Origin of the sequence: Zhengella sp. (assembly GCF_041397485.1) — a bacterium.
GTDB lineage: Bacteria > Pseudomonadota > Alphaproteobacteria > Rhizobiales > Rhizobiaceae > Zhengella.
On sequence record NZ_JAWKWO010000005.1, the window covers coordinates 431,670 to 448,838 of the forward strand.

14 protein-coding genes and 1 pseudogene are annotated in these 17,169 nt (G+C 63.0%); 5 read left to right on the forward strand and 10 right to left on the reverse strand.

The annotated features are described in order from the left end of the window. Positions 1-31 precede the first annotated feature (31 nt). The 7 genes from R3D65_RS16960 to R3D65_RS16990 all read right to left on the reverse strand — a co-directional run bounded on the left by R3D65_RS16960 (position 32) and on the right by R3D65_RS16990 (position 7,774). Positions 32-421 (reverse strand): hypothetical protein, encoded by a 390-nt coding sequence (locus R3D65_RS16960; RefSeq protein ID WP_371276444.1) that lies wholly within the window; start codon positions 419-421, stop codon positions 32-34. Further along, a complete protein-coding gene (locus tag R3D65_RS16965; protein WP_371276445.1) occupies positions 418-1,725 on the reverse strand; it encodes a recombinase family protein in 1,308 nt (435 codons plus the stop codon). Before R3D65_RS16965 ends, R3D65_RS16960 begins: the two co-directional genes overlap by 4 nt. Further along, positions 1,722-2,156: a DUF2924 domain-containing protein gene (locus R3D65_RS16970; RefSeq protein WP_371276487.1), complete on the reverse strand. Its 435-nt coding sequence runs from the start codon at positions 2,154-2,156 to the stop codon at positions 1,722-1,724. Before R3D65_RS16970 ends, R3D65_RS16965 begins: the two co-directional genes overlap by 4 nt. Positions 2,157-2,212: 56 nt before the next feature. Continuing rightward, the gene (locus R3D65_RS16975) at positions 2,213-2,407 is read right to left on the reverse strand and encodes a hypothetical protein (protein ID WP_371276446.1); all 195 of its coding nucleotides are present in this window, start codon (positions 2,405-2,407) and stop codon (positions 2,213-2,215) included. Beyond that, the gene (locus R3D65_RS16980; protein ID WP_371276447.1) at positions 2,404-4,692 is read right to left on the reverse strand and encodes a phage/plasmid primase, P4 family; all 2,289 of its coding nucleotides are present in this window, start codon (positions 4,690-4,692) and stop codon (positions 2,404-2,406) included. Before R3D65_RS16980 ends, R3D65_RS16975 begins: the two co-directional genes overlap by 4 nt. Before the next feature lie 414 nt (positions 4,693-5,106). After that, positions 5,107-6,999: a 7-cyano-7-deazaguanine synthase gene (locus tag R3D65_RS16985; RefSeq protein ID WP_371276448.1), complete on the reverse strand. Its 1,893-nt coding sequence runs from the start codon at positions 6,997-6,999 to the stop codon at positions 5,107-5,109. After that, positions 6,992-7,774, reverse strand: a complete 783-nt coding sequence (locus tag R3D65_RS16990) for a hypothetical protein (RefSeq protein WP_371276449.1) — start codon at positions 7,772-7,774, stop codon at positions 6,992-6,994. The genes R3D65_RS16985 and R3D65_RS16990 overlap by 8 nt, the downstream gene beginning before the upstream one ends. A gap of 337 nt (positions 7,775-8,111) precedes the next feature. On the opposite strand from R3D65_RS16990, the gene R3D65_RS16995 reads away from it, so the two are divergent. The 5 genes from R3D65_RS16995 to R3D65_RS17015 all read left to right on the forward strand — a co-directional run bounded on the left by R3D65_RS16995 (position 8,112) and on the right by R3D65_RS17015 (position 11,841). Then, positions 8,112-9,407 (forward strand): site-specific DNA-methyltransferase, encoded by a 1,296-nt coding sequence (locus R3D65_RS16995; protein ID WP_371276450.1) that lies wholly within the window; start codon positions 8,112-8,114, stop codon positions 9,405-9,407. 209 nt (positions 9,408-9,616) lie between these two features. Then, positions 9,617-10,057, forward strand: a complete 441-nt coding sequence (locus tag R3D65_RS17000; RefSeq protein WP_371276451.1) for a phage terminase small subunit P27 family — start codon at positions 9,617-9,619, stop codon at positions 10,055-10,057. A gap of 92 nt (positions 10,058-10,149) precedes the next feature. Beyond that, a complete protein-coding gene (locus tag R3D65_RS17005) occupies positions 10,150-10,608 on the forward strand; it encodes a hypothetical protein (RefSeq protein ID WP_371276452.1) in 459 nt (152 codons plus the stop codon). Then, positions 10,601-10,957, forward strand: a complete 357-nt coding sequence (locus R3D65_RS17010; protein WP_371276453.1) for a hypothetical protein — start codon at positions 10,601-10,603, stop codon at positions 10,955-10,957. Before R3D65_RS17005 ends, R3D65_RS17010 begins: the two co-directional genes overlap by 8 nt. A gap of 185 nt (positions 10,958-11,142) precedes the next feature. After that, positions 11,143-11,841: a recombinase family protein gene (locus tag R3D65_RS17015; RefSeq protein ID WP_371276454.1), complete on the forward strand. Its 699-nt coding sequence runs from the start codon at positions 11,143-11,145 to the stop codon at positions 11,839-11,841. Between the two features lie 525 nt (positions 11,842-12,366). Here the strand turns inward: R3D65_RS17015 and R3D65_RS17020 are convergent. From R3D65_RS17020 to R3D65_RS17030, 3 genes and pseudogenes are all read right to left on the reverse strand, one after another. Beyond that, positions 12,367-12,495: pseudogene (locus tag R3D65_RS17020) on the reverse strand (transposase); the annotation flags it as partial. A gap of 48 nt (positions 12,496-12,543) precedes the next feature. Continuing rightward, complete coding sequence (locus R3D65_RS17025) at positions 12,544-14,277, reverse strand: hypothetical protein (RefSeq protein ID WP_371276455.1); 1,734 nt, start codon at positions 14,275-14,277, stop codon at positions 12,544-12,546. Further along, positions 14,274-17,057: a hypothetical protein gene (locus R3D65_RS17030; protein ID WP_371276456.1), complete on the reverse strand. Its 2,784-nt coding sequence runs from the start codon at positions 17,055-17,057 to the stop codon at positions 14,274-14,276. Before R3D65_RS17030 ends, R3D65_RS17025 begins: the two co-directional genes overlap by 4 nt. Positions 17,058-17,169: the final 112 nt, after the last annotated feature.

Consider the following 17,169-nt stretch of genomic DNA (forward strand, 5'->3'; position numbering starts at 1 on the left):
GAAAACCGAGGCGGATCGGCGGATAGACGGCTCAAAGTATTTTTCCATGAAATTGTGGCTCCTGCTCTGCCCACTCCACCGGAAACGGCTCCAACAGCCGCGCCAACGTCACCTCCGGCCCCTGCCCACCGTCCAGGATCGCCTCGACGATGTCGGGCGCCAGCAGGGTCAGGCGCAGGATGCGGCTGATGTAGGATGGGTTGATCTTCTCGGCGCGAGCGATGTCCTTGATCGTGGTGACCTCGCCGGATTCGAGCATCCGGTTCCAGCGGTGGGCGCGGGCGATTGCCTTGACGAGCGTGCTGTCAATGCGAGGGCTGTTGTATCCTGTCGCACCGTCCGGCCCGATGATCCGCTTGCCGCTGCCATGCCGGGTCGTGGCAAAGGGGACTCGGACCGCAATGTGTTGACCTGTATTCACGCGGCCACGCTCCCCGCTGATGTGAGTTCGCGGGCAAGGCCGGGCAGGCCGTCGGCACGAAGGCGGATGTCGAGTTCATTCTCGAGGATGGTGACGCGCTCGACCAGCAGGTGGACGATGCGTGCCTGCTCGGCCGGGAAGAGTTCATCCCACAACGGATCGAGTTGCATCAGGGCATCGCGAACGTCAGCCTCGCTCATTCCTGTCTCTTCCCGCCGCACGGCCCGCCAGGTCCCCGCAACGACTTCCGGCTGGCGAAACACGGTGCGGAGCTGGTCGATGACGGCTTCCTCGATCCGGGCTGCCGGTACCCGACCGATGGAACAGGCCCCTGCCCCGTGCTTCAGGACGGACTGGCTCACGTAGTACCGATAAAGCTTTCCATCCTTGCGGGTGTGGGTGGGCGAGAAGGCGGCGCCATCCGGTCCGAAGAGCAGGCCTTTCAGCAGGGCCGGTGTCTGGGACCGCGTATTGGCGGCCCGCGAGCGTGGGCTTTGTTTGAGGATGGACTGGACCTTGTCCCACAGATCGCGGGAGATGATCGCATCGTGCTGGCCGGGATAGATCCTGCCCTTGTGACGGATATCCCCGACAAGGATCGGGTTGTTCAGCAGACGATAGAGATAGCCCTTGGAGATCAGGCCGCCCTGGCGGGTTTGGACGGCCTGCTTTCGCAGTTCGCGGGCCAGCAGGGTTGCCGATCCGAGTTCCACGAAGCGTTCAAAGATGGCGCGAACCTGTTTCGCATCGTCCGGCACCACGACCAGCTTGCGCTCCTGCGCCTTGTAGCCGAAGGGTGGGACGCCTCCCATCCACATGCCCTTGGCCTTGGAGGCTGCGACCTTGTCGCGGATGCGTTCAGCGGTGACCTCGCGCTCGAACTGGGCGAAGGACAACAGGATGTTGAGCGTCAGCCGGCCCATGGAATTGGTGGTATTGAAGGCCTGGGTGACGGAGACGAAGGTCACGCCGTTTCGATCGAACAGGTCGACCAGCCGGGCAAAGTCGGCCAATGAGCGCGAGAGCCTGTCAATCTTGTAGACCACAACCACATCGACGAGCCCGGCCTCGATGTCGTCCATCAGGCGCTTCAGGCCCGGCCGCTCCAGCGTGCCGCCGGAATGCCCGCCGTCGTCATAGTGATCGCGGACGCGAACCCAGCCTTCCGCCTTCTGGCTGGCGATGAACGCCTCGCAGGCTTCGCGCTGGGCATGGAGGCTGTTGAATTCCTGCTCGAGCCCCTCTTCGGAGGATTTGCGCGTGTAGATCGCCGCGCGGCGCTTGATGACCGGAGACGGATTCATACACCCCTCCTTCCGCCGTTCAGTCCGAAAAATGTCCATCCGTTCCAGCGCGTGCCGGTGATCGCCCGCGCAATGGCCGACAGCGACTGGTACGCCCTGCCCTGCCATTCGAAACCATCCGTTAGGACGGTGACAGTGTGCTCCACGCCTTTCCATTCCCGGATGAGCTTCGTTCCCGCAATCGGCTTGCGGTCATGGCGCAGGCGACGGGTGGCGATGTTACCGCCATCGACCTGTTCGCCGAGGGCCTGCAGGCGCTTGACCGTTTCGGGCTTCAAACCGCCGAATACCAGTTCCTGGATGCGCCAGGCCAGCCGGCTTTCCAGGAATGACCGGTTCCACGGGGGCGGTTCGTTTCCTATGATGTGGCGCCATTGCTGCTTCAGCTCTGCCGTGGTCATGGACTTCAGAGCCGCCACGCGGGCGAGCACGGTCGGGTCGTCGTAACGATGACGCTGATCTGGCTTGTTGGGGAGAGACGCATTTGTCAAAGTGTACCTGCCTTTCGGTTGGTCCGACTGACGCTCTGTCCGGAGCGGAAGTCCACTCGACATTCGCGATCCTCACCGAATTCGACGCTTGACTGGCGGGCATGAAGACGAACCATGCCGGCGGAAAGGATGCGAGCCACTTCGCCGAGGCGTTCGCTGGTCGTCATGCGGTTCGGGGCGAGCGGGTTCATTGGGCGGCACCTCCCCTGGACCGCAGGCGGATGCCCTGCCATATCCTGCCCCGGTTCGTCCGCGCGGCCCTGAAGCCGTTAAGCCGCAAGGCTTCCCCTAAGGACTTTGGGGAGCGGGCTTCGTGCCCTTCGCGTTCAGCCCATGCTTTCCAGCTTCCATAGAGATCGGACGACAGGGTCTCGAACGCGTGGTTGGTCTCGCAGCACGCTTCGATCCATTGGCCGATGATGTCCTCTTCACGGAAATAGGCATCGCGAGCATCGGTCACGGCGTCCGGTGGTGACAGGCCGATACGCTGCCAGTCGGCACATCCGTCAACCATCCACCGCAGGATGCCGTCCCGTTCCTGAAGGAGCCGATTGGCCAGATCCTTGTCGCGCTTGTCTGCCGGGATCGTCACCGCGAAGGGTACGATATGCAGACGGCGGCGCATCGCTTCTCCGGTCGTGCTCAGATTGGGCAGGTGATTGCCCGCAATGATCAGCTTGCAGTTCGGTCTGTATTGGAAGAAATCGCGATGCATGAAGCGCGCGCTGATCAGTTCGCCGCCGGTGATAGCCTTGATGCGGGATTCAGCCCAATTGCGATCCGCCTCTGTCTCCGTGATCGTCACCAGGCGCGCACCCGCAAGGCCGGCCATGTCTGTCGGATGGCGATCCGAACGTGACGACATGAACGCGTCCGACGGTGCCGTGGTCGCGTAGCTTCCAAGCACCGTGGAAATCGTTGACAGGAAGACGGACTTGCCGTTCGCACCGTCGCCGTGGAGAAAGAAGAAGACCTGCTCCCTGGTCGATCCGGTCAGGCAGTAGCCGCAGACACGGGCGAGATAAGCAACAAGGCTATGGTCGCGGCCACACACCTGGTCGAGGAATGACAGCCACAATGGGTAGGCCGACCCGACCGATGCCGCTGCGCACCGGCTCATCAGGGCATCCGGGTCCGGGTCCTGAAGGTTTCCGCTGGTCAGGTCGAGAATGCCGTCGCGTGTGTTGAGCAGCATCTCGTCGCGATCCCAGGCCTCCGGTGCTGTTGCGATCGCCGGATCGGCAGAGACGATCGATTGGACCGCGGTGATCGTCCGGTTGCTGGCGATGCGCCTCGCGGGGCCGGATTCCAGGCCAATCGCAGCTTTCCGGCAAGCAATGCGGATTTCCTCGCGAATGGCACCAACCCGGTCGTGGACCCATTGGTGCCCATTCCAATGGCGCCAGATCCCGGAAGCGGGTACATAGCGCCAGGCGTTGCCGACTTCGCCGACAAACGATGCGGCAATCGCGTCCTCACTCCGGTCTGGCGGTTCAACCGAAGGCATCGGGGGGTGATTGATCGCGTCCACATCGAGAAGCGCTTCAAACTCCCGGCGCAATTCCGCTTCATCCCACGGCGGTCGAATCAGCGCGGCATTGTGCTCGCAGACTGCCTGCCATGCTTCCTCCATGGTGACCTTGCCCTGTCGCGCCTGGCGTATCCAGTGGCCGATGACCTTGCTCAACGCTTCGAAACGCGTGATGCCGTCAACGCCATGTTCGCGGACAGGATGAAGAAAAATTCCACCGACAGGTTTGTTCGTATTCATCCCAGTCGCCATGGGCCGGACCGGCAAGCCTTCCATCCATGGCATTGCGTCAATCTGCCGGCGTAGCGCCTTCAGGTCATGGACAAAGTCGTTGTGTTCGAGAATTCGAACCGATGTCTGCCGCCCGTGTTTGGCATGAACCGATCCCGCCACGCGGATCGGCTGATGGGCGCTGGCGAAGGCCATGTCCCCTCCGACCTTTTCGGCAATCGTCTTGCGAATGGCGCAAACAACCTTGAGGTCATCACCCGATGCGATGTCTCGAAGACGCCAGTGGAGATGGAGCTTGGCTTGTCCATCAACTGTCCGTCCGCCTGAGGCGACGACTAGTGTCGGCTTGCCGATGTGCTGAACCAGGTGATCGCGTTTGGACGCGATGTCGCCTGCATCGATATCGACGAGGATGACAGCCATCTGCACAATGTCGTCAGCCTTCGCCCTGCCCGGCTTGCCGACGGTGCCAGGGACGGCGAACAGACCTGCCCCGCTCGAACATGCGGATACGCCGAGACCGCTGAGGCGATCAGCGACGTCAGGCCCACAGTTCAGGAAATCCGATCTTGCAGAAACCGGCCGACCGCCCTTCTCCGGCAAGCGGCGTACCGGCACAAAACCTTCAAGCCCGCCATAGACGACGTCGCAGAATGTCCTGATTGCTTCCGGGTCAATGAACGCGGCAGCCGCTGATGACGTTGAGATGTTCATGATCCACCCTCACCGAGAAGGCGGCGCTCATGGTCCAGGACATCCTCGATGCGGTAGTGCACAGCTGCGCCAATCCGGAGCCAGGCTGGCGTCTTTCCGGCCGCGCGCATGCGCTGCAGGGTGCGTCGAGATTTGTCCCATCGCCGGGCCAGATCCCGCTCTCTGATGAGCGCCGGCAGAGCAGGTGTTGGAAATCTCGTTCTTTCTTCCATTGGTCACCTCCTGGTGAAGTCGATGGAAGGAAAAATATCGATTTCCCCGTGCCTTAGGGGGCGGTTATCATGACAGGATATGACGCGCTTCGTGACAAGATGGCGCTTCGGGGACCGTTGGTTCGCCGGTCAAGCGCGGCTTCATGACAAAACCGCCCGCTTCATGACAAAGCACTTGGATGCCGCCAGACGGCGAAACGAATCAGGGCAGGATTTGAGCTGCGGGGTCCAGTCGATAGCCATACTGGCGACGGTTCTCGATCAGGATGTCCCGGGCAGGACTGACCCCGTGAATTGCCTGGTAGAAGTCGGCCAGTTCCGCCCGGCAGCGTTTCACGTTCTGGGTAACGACCGATTTTGACGATCCCGTCAGGTCAGCAAGGTTGCCTGCCGTTACGAACTGGTGCTCATCAGGTGAACGCCCTTCCATGACGTCCTCTTCCCATGCCGGCCTGAGCTTGTGGGCGACAAGGGATGGCGCGCCATGGACACAACCAAGGTCAACCACCTCGACCCATGGTCTGTCATCTCCTGACGATGAGAAGCGAACGCGCAAGGGAAACGCAACGCTGTCGAAGGCTGGGGGTTCTTCCCCGACCGGATGGGTACCAACGACATCCAGCGGCGGAACACCCGGAACTTGAATTGCTGCCGGCCGCGGCTCCAGGCCTGCTCCACTTGTCTGCTTCGATATGAACGCGCCCAGCAACGAATCCGGCCGCAAACGACCTTGTTCAACCAGCGCGGCGCTGCCAGCAATCGCCTTATTCAGAACGTTACGCACGGCCTGACCGTGGAGCCTCTGCAGGTCCAGGACACGTTTGGCTGTGACAGATACGGATTCCCCCGGGAATCCTTCACAGATTCTGGCCACTTCGCCGCCAAACCGCTCCATGAACTCGACATCGGTCATGACGGAGAGCCGTCGTGCATGCTCCGTCCAGTCAAGAGCCATTGTCATGGACTTGATATCATGGCGCTCGCCGGTGAGGACATCCGTTTCGTAGATTTCCGGCGGTTCATGGTCTGCCAGATCACTGGCGAGGACAGCGAAGCGCCGGTCAAGGCATTGTGAGCAGCGACCGCAATGGGTGTGAAGCTTGGTGGCCGTATAGACACTGCTGCAGCTGATTGTATTCTTCAGCAGGTCGGCACCTCCGTGAGAACGAAGCCGATCCAGAACCTGCGCCTTGGTCATCCACTGGTAGGGATTAGACAGATCGACGTCCGCGTCGATCGTCTTCAGGAGATGATCGAGCAGGCGCATCGACAAGGGATGAGTGGTTCGTGTCGCCATGGTTCCGATGACCTGCTCGGAAATCGGCAACTGGTGGCTGACGACACCATTCTCGAAAAACCGGATGATCTTCGCCCCCAAGGAGCTGGCGATGGCATAGGCGATGGCGGTGAACAGGAACGAGCGTGTTCGCTGGGTGCGTTCCTTCGAATCGCTGCCGACACGCTGCGCGGTGACCGGGACATGGACCAGGCGATCGGGAAAACGCTCCGCCAGCGCCGAAACAAGCCGGTCCTGCTGAGCATGAAGTTTGTTTGCCGACCGACGTGTAACCAGTGCCACGCGCTTGTTGGTGGTCGCCAGCGTCTCAAGCGCCCCGGTCAGGGAATCGAGACCGCCAGAGAACAGGATGACCTCATCGATCTGGCGGGCGGCGTCCGAAACCGGGTCAAACTGGAGAAACCCCTGTCGTCCCTGCGGATCGATCCTCTGTTCAAAGGCGAACTGGAAGTAATCGTCAGACACGAACGATGCTGTACTGACAACGGCCTCCATCACATCCGGATGGGACCAGAAATCGGGGTCGTGAACGGGAATGGTGAGCCGGAAGCGGCGGCGCCATCGTTCTCCAAAATCCGGGCGGGTATCTCCACCGCGTTTGATCCCCGTATCAGCGGCAAAGATGCAGGCGGAAATCTCGACCAGGTCTTCCGTGCGTTCATCGAGGGACCTCAGCGCCCTCGCCTCGATCTTTTCCGTCCCAAGGTTGAACGTCGGATTGTGGCCATTCACGCGGATCGGTTCGCGGTTTTGCACCCGGCCGTTGCCTTCCAGGATTTCGAGGAGTGCATCACGCATCGAGCCCTCTCTTGCGCTTCAGCTCCTCCGTTATCTTCTTGAAGGCGACGGCACCGAACGCGGCTGCGCGTTGCGAACTGATCGTGCCATCCCGGTGCAACGTGGCTCCGTACCAGCCGCCTGCGAACTCCTTGATGATCCGGGTTGCTTCCATCGAGTATTGCGTGAGCGACTGACCGAACGCGCTGCGTTCGCTGATGTCGGCAAATCGCCTCGCTTCCCCCACCCTGGATGAGAGAACGCGTGACAGCCAGGAATTGAGCGTGTCCGACAACAGCCGCGTGTAGAATGACCTTGCCAGGCCAGAGAACGCCGCCGAATTGGCAAAACTAGCTGCAGACTGCTGAACATCGGCTGCGCTTGCCGAAATAAGTCCCGGAAGCCTGTCGCCAAGCTGCAGTGAAAGCGTACCGAGCAGGCTGCGACGCGCCAGTTCCCCGAAATCCGACCGCCGCCCAGAGGCGCTGGCGACCTGGTCCAGGCAGTTGCCCGCTGCATTGACGATGTCGATCAATGACGGATCGTCGCCGACGTTGAGACCCAGAGCACGAAGCTCCGCGCCGAATTCCGGCTGTCGTGCAGCCTGCGGGATCATGGCCAACAGCCGGACCGCTTCCACGAACACCGGATCGTTGGGCGCATTCTTCAGATCTCGCTCGGCGGCATCCGCGGCCGCCGAGAAGACCGCAGCCTCACGAGCACCATCTTCCAGCAAGGCCACAACATGTTGCCACTTGCGTGTATTGGGCAGGACGCCGAGATGAATGTGTCCCACCGGTCTTCTCCCATCCGGTGAATGTCTCGGAAAGTTGAAGCCCGACATCGACTGTTGTCAACCGTGGCGCGTCTCAGACCCGGCGTGGTTTTGCCGTCATGGTCAGGTGCAGCTCCGGACCATGACGGATCATGACGCTTGAAAACGTAATTGCTCTTCGCGCGCGCGTGAGAAGATTACGTTCTGATCCGTCACGATGTGTCATGCTGCTAGAAAGCTCTCAGCAGCCGTCGCGGCTTGTCGCAGAATGTCGGAAATTGTCATTTTCTGTCATTCTATCAATGGCTTGGCATCTGTCGTATAATCCCGTTCAGTCTTGAAGCACGGGAAATTGCGCATGTCCGGACTTTCATCTCGCTCCGATGGCACGGTACTTGCGGTCGACTACCGGCCGGTCGATGCCCTGGTGCCTTACGCGAAGAATGCCCGCACCCATTCCGACCGGCAGGTCGACGAGATCGCGGCTTCCATCCGGGAATTCGGCTGGACCAACCCGGTTCTTGTCGATGGCGAGAATGGCATCATCGCCGGCCACGGCAGGCTCATGGCCGCACGCAAGCTCGGAATGGCCGACGTTCCGGTGATCGAACTGAAGGGGCTCACCGAGGCCCAGAAGCGGGCCCTCGTCATCGCCGACAACAAGCTGGCGCTCAATGCCGGCTGGGACGAGGACCTGCTTGGGCTCGAACTCGGCGAGCTGCGTGACCTCGGCTTCGACCTTGCCCTGACCGGCTTTGGCGACATGGAAGTGCTGGCGCTGACAAGCCCTAGCCATGACGGCCTGACCGATCCCGATGACGTACCCGTGGTTCCCGACGACCCGGTCACCAGTCCGGGCGATGTCTGGCTGCTCGGCAAGCATCGGCTACTCTGCGGTGACGCGACCGTGGCTGACGATGTGGCCCGGGTTCTCGATGACGTGACGCCTCACCTCATGGTCACCGACCCGCCCTATGGTGTCGACTACGATCCCGGCTGGCGGGGAATGCTGGCCGACGGATCGAAGCTTGCCCGCGGCAGGGTGCTGAACGACGACCGGGCCGACTGGCGGGAGGCCTGGGCGCTGTTTCCGGGCGACGTCGCCTATGTCTGGCATGGCGCCCTGCATGCAAGCCTCGTTGCCACCAGCCTCGAGGCCTCGGGCTTCGCCATCCGCTCGCAGATCATTTGGGACAAGACCCGCCTCGTGATCGGTCGTGGTGATTATCACTGGGGCCACGAACCGGCCTGGTACGCCGTGCGCAAGGGCAAGACCGGTCACTGGTCGGGCGACCGGAAACAGTCGACCATCTGGGCCATCGAGCACAGGCGGTCGGAGTCCGGCCATGGCACGCAGAAGCCCGTGGAATGCATGAAGCGCCCGATCGAGAACAACTCCTCGCCAGGACAGGCGATCTACGAACCCTTCTGCGGCTCAGGCACCACGATCATCGCGGCCGAGATGACAGGCCGGACCTGCCATGCCATCGAACTGAACCCTGCTTACGTGGATGTTGCCATCAAGCGCTGGCAGGACTTCACCGGCAAGCCGGCTGTCCTCGAGAGCACCGACGAGACCTTCGAGGATCGGTTGGCCAGGCACGGCGTTCGGAAAACAGACGATGCAGCTTCCTTGATGACCGGGGGGGCATGAATGTCTGAGGACCTGAACGCACCAGACCGGCCGCTTCGTCGATCTTGCACAACCGCGAAATTCCCAAGGGGGTGTCAGACACGCAATGATGCGGATAAAGCCCGCAAACGGTGGAGGTCGAGGCTCCTTCGCCCTTCTGGAAATGGTGCGGATCAGACGACAAACTGCAGGGTTGGCCAGCGCGAACCCGCGAAACGAGGGATGACACCATGCGTGGACGCAAGCCTGTCCCGACTGCTCTCAGGCTGGTCAATGGCAATCCCGGCAAGCGGCCGTTGAACCGTAACGAGCCGAAGCCAGTTGTCGCCATGCCGACCTGCCCGTCGCATCTGTCCGCACCGGCCCGGACGGAGTGGAAACGGCTGGTGCATTCCATGCATGCTCTCGGCATCGTCACCGAACTCGACCGCGCGGCGCTCGCCGCATACTGCCAGGCCTACGGACGCTGGGTGGAAGCGGAACGGGCCCTGAAGAAGTCCCCGCCCCTGCTGCGCACCCCGGCCGGCTATGTCCAGCCCTCGCCCTGGCTCGCCATTGCCAACAAGAACCTGGAGCTCATGCACCGCTACATGAGCGAACTGGGCCTGTCACCGGTAGCGCGCAGCCGGGTCGAGACCGTCAGGCATCTGGGTCCCAAGCCATGGGAATGATGCGACAATGAGCAACTCGGCGAAGACAGCGGTGGACATCGCAGACCTGAAACGGATTGCTGTTCGCCTGCCATTCGAGATGGAGACCTGACATGGGCCGGCCCGCCCATCGCCCGACGCTCGCCGACCGCCGTCAGGTCGAGATGCTTGCCGGCTCCGGCGTGCGCGAGGTCCAGATCGCCGGGCTGATCGGCATCGATCCGAAGACGCTGCGCAAGCATTACCGGTCGGAACTCGACCACGGTCATACGAGGGCCAATGCGAAGGTTGCCGAGAACCTGTTCCGGATTGCCACGGGGGACGGTTACGAGGCCGTCACCGCCGCGATCTTCTGGCTGAAGACCCGCGCCGACTGGATCGAGCCCTGTCCGCATCACCCGGTCCATCGCAGCGACCATGACAGCGATCCTGTCGAGCGCATCCGGCAGATGATCCACGGGCCGGCGTCCATGCCCCATGGGACAGATGACGCGGCGCTCGACGATGAAGACGACGAGCCGGGGATCATCGAACATGACCAGAGGGAACGAGGGAGAACCGGGCATGGCTGATACCGGCGAGATCGACACCACACTGCCCGATGCCAGGCGGGTCGAGGCACTGGCTGGCTTCGGGCTCTCGGCGGAAGATATCGGTCGTGTCTTCGACATCGCGCCGGAAACCATCAACTCGATCTATGCCCGGGAACTGGCAGGCGGTCAGGCCAAGGCCAACGCCCGGGTGGCCGAAAGCCTCTACCGCATGGCGCTTGGCGACGGACGCGGTGCCGTCACGGCTGCCATCTTCTGGCTGAAGACCCGTGCCCGTTGGAAGGAAGAAACCCGCAGTGGCGACCAGTCCGGTGAACCGGTGATCGTGACCATCCAGCGGTTTGCACAGGATGGTCCTTCGAAGCAGTGAGGCCGGCTGGGACGGTCAACGGCCTTGCCCAGGAGCGTAGTGGCGTTGATAGAAACCTGGATATCGGTCACAGCTCACATCTTGATCGAATTATCTGACACAACTTAATAATATTCCTTGGCTTCTCGCTGCTTGTGAGCACACTGCAAACGGTGGTTTGCAGTTTGAACACCCGGGAGCCGATCATGGTGCAGAGCGCAATCGCCTATCTTCGCGTCTCCACCCAGCGCCAGGGTCGAAGCGGTCTCGGTATCGATGCGCAGAGAGCAACGGTCCACCGTTTCGCTGAGGCGGAAGGCTTGGTCATCACAGCCGAATTCGTGGAAGTCGAAACCGGCAAGGGCTGCGATGCGCTCGACAGGCGCCCTCGCCTGTCAGAAGCCCTCGACATGGCCCGCAAGATGGGCTGTCCGGTCATCGTTGCCAAGCTGGATCGGTTGTCCCGCGACGTCGCGTTCATCTCCGGCCTGATGGCCCGGCGCATCCCGTTCATCGTGGCCGAACTCGGTGCCGACGCCGATCCCTTCATGCTGCATCTCTATGCGGCCTTGGCCGAGAAGGAACGCCGTCTGATCTCGGAACGTACGAAAGCCGCCCTCGCCTCGCGCAAGGCAACAGGTACCACGCTGGGCAACCGGACCAATCCGGCGAAGGCAGCCGCCATCGGCCGGCACTCATGTGTCGAGGAGGCCGACCGTTTCGCAGCGGGCATTCAGCCAATCATCGCCTCCATCCGGCGCTCAGGCATCACCAGCCTACGCGGCATCGCGACCGCCCTGAACGATCGCGGCATCCGTACCGCCCGCGGCGGCCGGTGGCAGGTGTCCAATGTCCGCAATGTTCTGGCGCGGTGCGAGGAAGACGGAAGCACGGTCGGTATTTGATAGGTGGGAAGAATTTCCACCCACGGCGGGAACCTGTTGTCCCCATGCGGTCGGGAACCATGGGACGGCGGGCAGCTAAAGCGATCTGTCGAATGCAACGGTTCGGTTGATCTGTGGTTCAGACAGACAGACCATATCAACATCGCACCGCCAACGAAATTACCGATCCGATCTCCCGTAAATTGACGATCTCAAATCTAATCTGGAAGACCATCAACTTTCCGAATGTCTTCCAAGAACACATCCCATTCGGCCCGGTTTGCAAAGCAGATATTCGCAATTGGGCGGACTTGGATCGCGCTATCAATACTGGCCGGAATAACTACCAAAGCACCCTCAGACTGAACGGTCGGAAGAGCAGACCCGCATTTGATGCAGAAGCTTCTTTCGTGTCGGGTCTCTGGAACCCGATAAGTCTGAACGCAATCACGACCAGAAACCCAATCGACCTGACGGACTCTAATACCAAATGGAGGAAATTACCCGTGGCACGCTACTGAGCGATGGCCGTATATTTTTGCACCGCCCGGCCTCGAAGGCCAGAAGCGCACGCAAGCCCGCCTCGGCATCGCTCGCGCGGAAAATCTGGCGCAACGCGGAAAGGACCGGCTTGCGGTGTTTCCAGTACACGAAGTCCAGACTGTGCCGGATGAGGCTGTCGCATAGCATCATGCCTGAAGCGAGGCGAGGCTTTCGCGGTTGTTACCGCTGATAGACGCGCATGGGCTTGGGCGTCTCGAATGCGGGCGGCGGCGGCGGTGGTGCGGGCCGGGGCTTTGGTGGGGCCGAGTTCGACACCCGCGCGGCTGCCTTGGCCCTAAGCTCTGCCGCGTGCTCTGTGATGGACCGGAAGGGCGGCGGAAGAGAGGGATCGGTCTCCTTGCGACGGGCATAGGCGGCCTTCGTCAGCTTCAACTGCTCGTTCACGCTGAAGCAGCGTGGATCGATGCCAAATCGTTCCGCCTCGCGGCCGATGTAGTCGTGGCGCTGATCCTCCCACTGCTTCTGGTTTTCCAGCAGGTTGTCCAGTGCGGCGTGCATGTCGGAGAAAATCCATCTCGTGTAGCGGTCCTTGAGTTTCCACGAGGCTTCAAACCCCGCGTCGACGTCGCCCCCCAGAAGCCTGTCGGAGAAGGGGATGTTCACCGCTCCGCCAACGTAGAAATCCAACTTTGCCAGCAAGTCGTCGAGTTCGCCGAAACGCCCGTGGTCCACGTCGAAGATTCGGTAGTCCGGATAGTCCCAAATCTGAGTCAGGGCGTCCAGAAATCCCTGTTCGGCGCGGGTCTGGTATTTGCCGTCATACAGGTCGTCCGCATCCCGAGCGTCCTCTGTTTCGATGCCGTATTTGAGCTCCCCGGCAGGCGTCTCGATCACGACTCCGACCTTCCGGCCTACGACCCGCGGAGCGCCGCCGGGAACGCCCTGTGCCTCGGCGAGGGTAAACGGGGCGTTCGCAGGCCGCTGCGTCGGCCCTTCGGGTTCCTCATCCGGCAAGGCCAGTTTCACGGCCATCTCGAAACCGGGTTTCCCGTCCTGCGTGCCGGGCTTCACAACGATTTCCGAGAGATGGATCCGATTGTGCCGATCCACGCTGAAGGCCAGCTCGAATTGTCCGGCGTCGAAGCGGAAATCGATTTCGTCGGCACTCGACCTGGCCGATTCCGTGAAGGCTTTCGCAATTTCGGGAGAGTTTTCGATCGCAAGTGCGATCGCTTCCATCAGCTTGCTTTCGACGGCGACGATCTGTGCCCGATCGGTGCGCATCAACTCGGACAGTTTCAGACGGGTATCGGGCGAAAGAGTCCAGATCACCCTGTCGAGCGGGACCGCCCTGGGTACGGTCTCCAGCGGCGCAAGTCCCGCCTCCGTGCGGGCCTTGTCGCAATCGGCGGGCGGGCGGCCGAACGGGTCCTCGTTCATGATGACCGGGTTTCCGGTCAGCACGACGCGGTTGGCCCGGTCGGCCAGTGCCGACAGGATGTTGTCCATCATGTTTCCCTGCCCTTCCTGCCTGGCGAGGGAGGCGGCACAAGTCTCGAAATCCGCGCGGTCGGCGGGAAGGTCGTGGCGGGTGCAGCCGTTACCCTGGACGACGCAGGGCGGGCCGGCGCGCTGGCAGGCATAGCGGTCGTCAGGAACGCCGATCACGCCGGGGTGGTAGTATTGCCGCGTGCCGGCCTGGCCATAGCCCCCCGCCACGCAGACGCAGGTGAAGAAATCCTGCGGCACCGACACGCCGAGGCTTTGCAGGATCAGCAATTGCCGGTCATGCGCGAGGCCCACCCAGCGGTCCAGCGCGTGGGCGTCGTGTTCGTTGCGAAGCGGCGACTCCGTTTTGGTCTCCTGCGCCTGGGCGGGCGACAGCATGAGGCCAAAAGCCAGCGCCAGTGCCACGCGCGCGGCACGGATTCCAGGATTGGGGAAACGGGTCATCTTGCACCCTCCGCAAGGTCTCGGGCCAGCATGTCGATAAAGGCATCCGCGTCGAACTCTTCGATGTCCACGAGGCTCCAGCGATCGGACTCGGTCATGCCGTCGGGACCGATCCAGCCTCCGGCGATCCGGCGCAGGTTGACCGCGCCGCGCGAATGCTCGTCGAAGCCACCGGGCAGAACCGTGGGCAGGAATTGGGTGCGCCGTCCGCTGGCTCCGCTGGGCAGGCGCATGACGACTTGCCCCGCGAGGCGAACCGCAATCCATCCCGCGCCGAATTCCAGCCGAGCCGTGCCGTCCCACCGAGGGTGCCACCAGTCGGCGGGCAGCACACGGGCAAAGGCGTTGCCTGCCGTCCCATCGGCTGTCAGCAGGACCTCCAGTCCGCCGGCATCCGGCCCGGTCTCGACCGTCCGCAGGCTCAGTGCAACGGGCGCGTCCTTGGGCGCAAAGGGGGCGCTTTCGGCCAGCAGCAGGGTCATCCCCAGGTCGCCCGCTGGATCGACGCGCAGGGTCAGGCCATAGGCGGCGCGGTCGATGCGTTCGTCCAGCGCGACGATCGGCGCCGGACCGGACGCCGAGATTCGCCGGTAGTCCGGCAAAGGTTCGCGCCGGGTCAAGCGAAGCCCGTCTGCTGTCGCCATCGCCAAAGTGTCGAATTCCGCCTTGCCCCAGGAATGTCCCTGCCATCCGGGGCCCATCGGCGGCTCGAAGAACACCCGTTCGGGCAGGAGCGCGACACCCGGCGCGGGTTGCGGCTGCGGTTCGGGCTGGGCGGGATGGACATCGCGCGCGATCCGCCACAGCGACAGCGCGCCCGCCCCATCCCGATCCGGCATCGCATGGACCGACACCGTCAGTGCCGCGCCATCCATCAGTGCAGGCCAGTCCAGCGGTTCGGTCGAGATGCCCTCGGCCTCGACGAAGATGCGGCCCGGCCGCAGGACCAGCACCACCCGATCCGGCAGGCGGTCCAGACCTTCTGTCAGTACCAAGGGCTTGTCCTTGTTGCGCAACTGGCTGAGCGCGGAAAAGCGGCCGTCTGCCTCGCGCCGGAACCGCACGACGTAGCTTTCCGGTGGGCTCAGGTTGCCTTCCTTGGCATGGCGGTTGCCGAGGCTGATCTCGAAATCCCCGGTGGCGGCGGCATCGATCTCAACTGTCAGCCGCGCCTCGGCGAGACCGCGAAAATCATCCAGCCAGAACAGCGCGCCCGTCGAGACGATCCCCGTGTAATCGCCGCGCTGCGCCTTGTCCCAGGCGATGCGCAGCGCGCCGTCCTGCAGCCGGGCGAATGCCGCGAAATGTCCCTCGCGCCGCTCGTTCGGCCGCCAGAGACCGCCCAGCGCCCAGCCGGTGAACAGCGTTTCGTCCTCGACCGGCGCCGTGACCGGGGCATCAACGCTCTCGGGCAGGGCAAAGCGGTGTTCTTCCGTGACGGCGCGATACAACACCAGCTCCACCGGCCCGTTCCGATAGGAGGGACGGCCATAGATCTGGGTCACCACCGGCGTGTCGGGAAAGATCGCGTCATGACGCAAGTGCAGCAATTCGGTACGGTTTTCATCATGTAGCGTCAGCACGCCGTCGCCGCGGATCACGATGTCGAACACGGTCCGGCTCTCAGGCCAGGGAAACTGGCGCGAGACAATTTCCCGCTCCCCGGGGACCGAGAGTTTCGCGCGGGCAAGCCCGTCCTTCTCGGTGAAGAGCTGGAGGCGCAGGACATGGTAACGGTCGGGATCGTCGGTTGCGGCCTCGGCCGGACTGAAGGCGAGGACGAACCCATTGCTCTGCGTACCGTCGAACGCGACGCGCACGCGGCGCGCGCTGTCTCCGGCCGGAAGCGTAACCGGGCTGGCCGTCGCCGCCACGCCCAGCCGTGCCCAGGCCGCTCCCCTGGGAACCGAGAATTGCAGGCCCTCACCGGTCAACGTGGCATGGGTCTCGAAATCTCCTCCCTCGAAGCCGAAGGACTCGAGCCCGTTCAGGCTCTGTCCGTCGAACAGCACGAGAGTGGGCGCCACCGGTTCGCTCCCTGGCGCGGGTTCCGATCCGCTCGCCGCGGCATTTTCAGCGGGTTGCGGCAAGGGCAACATGCCAAAGCCCGGCTGCACCGGGCTGGCCGGGCGCGCGCCGCCTTGCGCGGTGGGAGGGGGCGGCACGGGAACGAAAGCGCCGGGCGGCGCGGCCGCGCCCTGCCCGTGCGTGCCCGGCGGGGGCGGAACGGGCACCATCGCAGGCGGCGGCACCGGCGCCTGCCCGGCCGGCGCGGCGGGCGCGCCAAGCGCCGGTTGCCCGTCGAGCGTCAGCCCCGCCAGAAGCGTCTCGAACAGCGCTTTCTGTTCGGCCAGCGGGACCGAGGGCGCGGCGATCAGTTGCCACAGGAACTGTTCGCCCTGGGCGTCGCGGCGGGGAAAGGCGGCAGTCAGCTTGCGCTCCTGGGCAGTCTCTGTCTGGATCACCAGCGCCTCCTGCCCGGCCAGTGCGCGCGTCTCGTGCCGCTCGATGTCACCGAACCCCAGTAGCGGCTCGTCCGGGAACCACCACCGCGCCCAAAGCTGGAAACGCCCGTCGGGACTGGCGAAATCGTATTCCTGGTCTCGCTTCGTCCAGGTGACGGCCCATCCTTCGGGCAGTGTGAATGCCGCCCCGCGCAGATCATACGGGCCTGAGGAGTACGCCCGCGTCACGGATCCCGCCAGCAACGCCAGAGCGATCAGGACGCTGGAAAGCCAGAACCGGACACGGCCCGGACATGCTGCAAACGCATGCGTCATCGTCGCACCTTTCGCTGGTTCCCAGTCGATCTTCCGACCCGGTCAGCTTAAGGGCGATCCGCGCCCAAGCGGTTTGATCCGGGTCAAGGGCGGTGCGAAAAGGATGCGGCAG

Excerpts from the sequence above, each read along its gene's own strand:
- R3D65_RS17010 (WP_371276453.1), top strand. The coding sequence starts at position 10,601 with ATGGCTGATACCGGCGAGATCGACACCACACTGCCCGATGCCAGGCGG.
- R3D65_RS16975 (WP_371276446.1), bottom strand. The coding sequence starts at position 2,407 with ATGAACCCGCTCGCCCCGAACCGCATGACGACCAGCGAACGCCTCGGC.
- R3D65_RS16985 (WP_371276448.1), bottom strand. The coding sequence starts at position 6,999 with ATGCGTGATGCACTCCTCGAAATCCTGGAAGGCAACGGCCGGGTGCAA.
- R3D65_RS17005 (WP_371276452.1), top strand. The coding sequence starts at position 10,150 with ATGGGCCGGCCCGCCCATCGCCCGACGCTCGCCGACCGCCGTCAGGTC.
- R3D65_RS17025 (WP_371276455.1), bottom strand. The coding sequence starts at position 14,277 with ATGACCCGTTTCCCCAATCCTGGAATCCGTGCCGCGCGCGTGGCACTG.
- R3D65_RS17000 (WP_371276451.1), top strand. The coding sequence starts at position 9,617 with ATGCGTGGACGCAAGCCTGTCCCGACTGCTCTCAGGCTGGTCAATGGC.
- R3D65_RS16980 (WP_371276447.1), bottom strand. The coding sequence starts at position 4,692 with ATGAACATCTCAACGTCATCAGCGGCTGCCGCGTTCATTGACCCGGAA.
- R3D65_RS16965 (WP_371276445.1), bottom strand. The coding sequence starts at position 1,725 with ATGAATCCGTCTCCGGTCATCAAGCGCCGCGCGGCGATCTACACGCGC.
- R3D65_RS16995 (WP_371276450.1), top strand. The coding sequence starts at position 8,112 with ATGTCCGGACTTTCATCTCGCTCCGATGGCACGGTACTTGCGGTCGAC.
- R3D65_RS17015 (WP_371276454.1), top strand. The coding sequence starts at position 11,143 with ATGGTGCAGAGCGCAATCGCCTATCTTCGCGTCTCCACCCAGCGCCAG.
- R3D65_RS17030 (WP_371276456.1), bottom strand. The coding sequence starts at position 17,057 with ATGACGCATGCGTTTGCAGCATGTCCGGGCCGTGTCCGGTTCTGGCTT.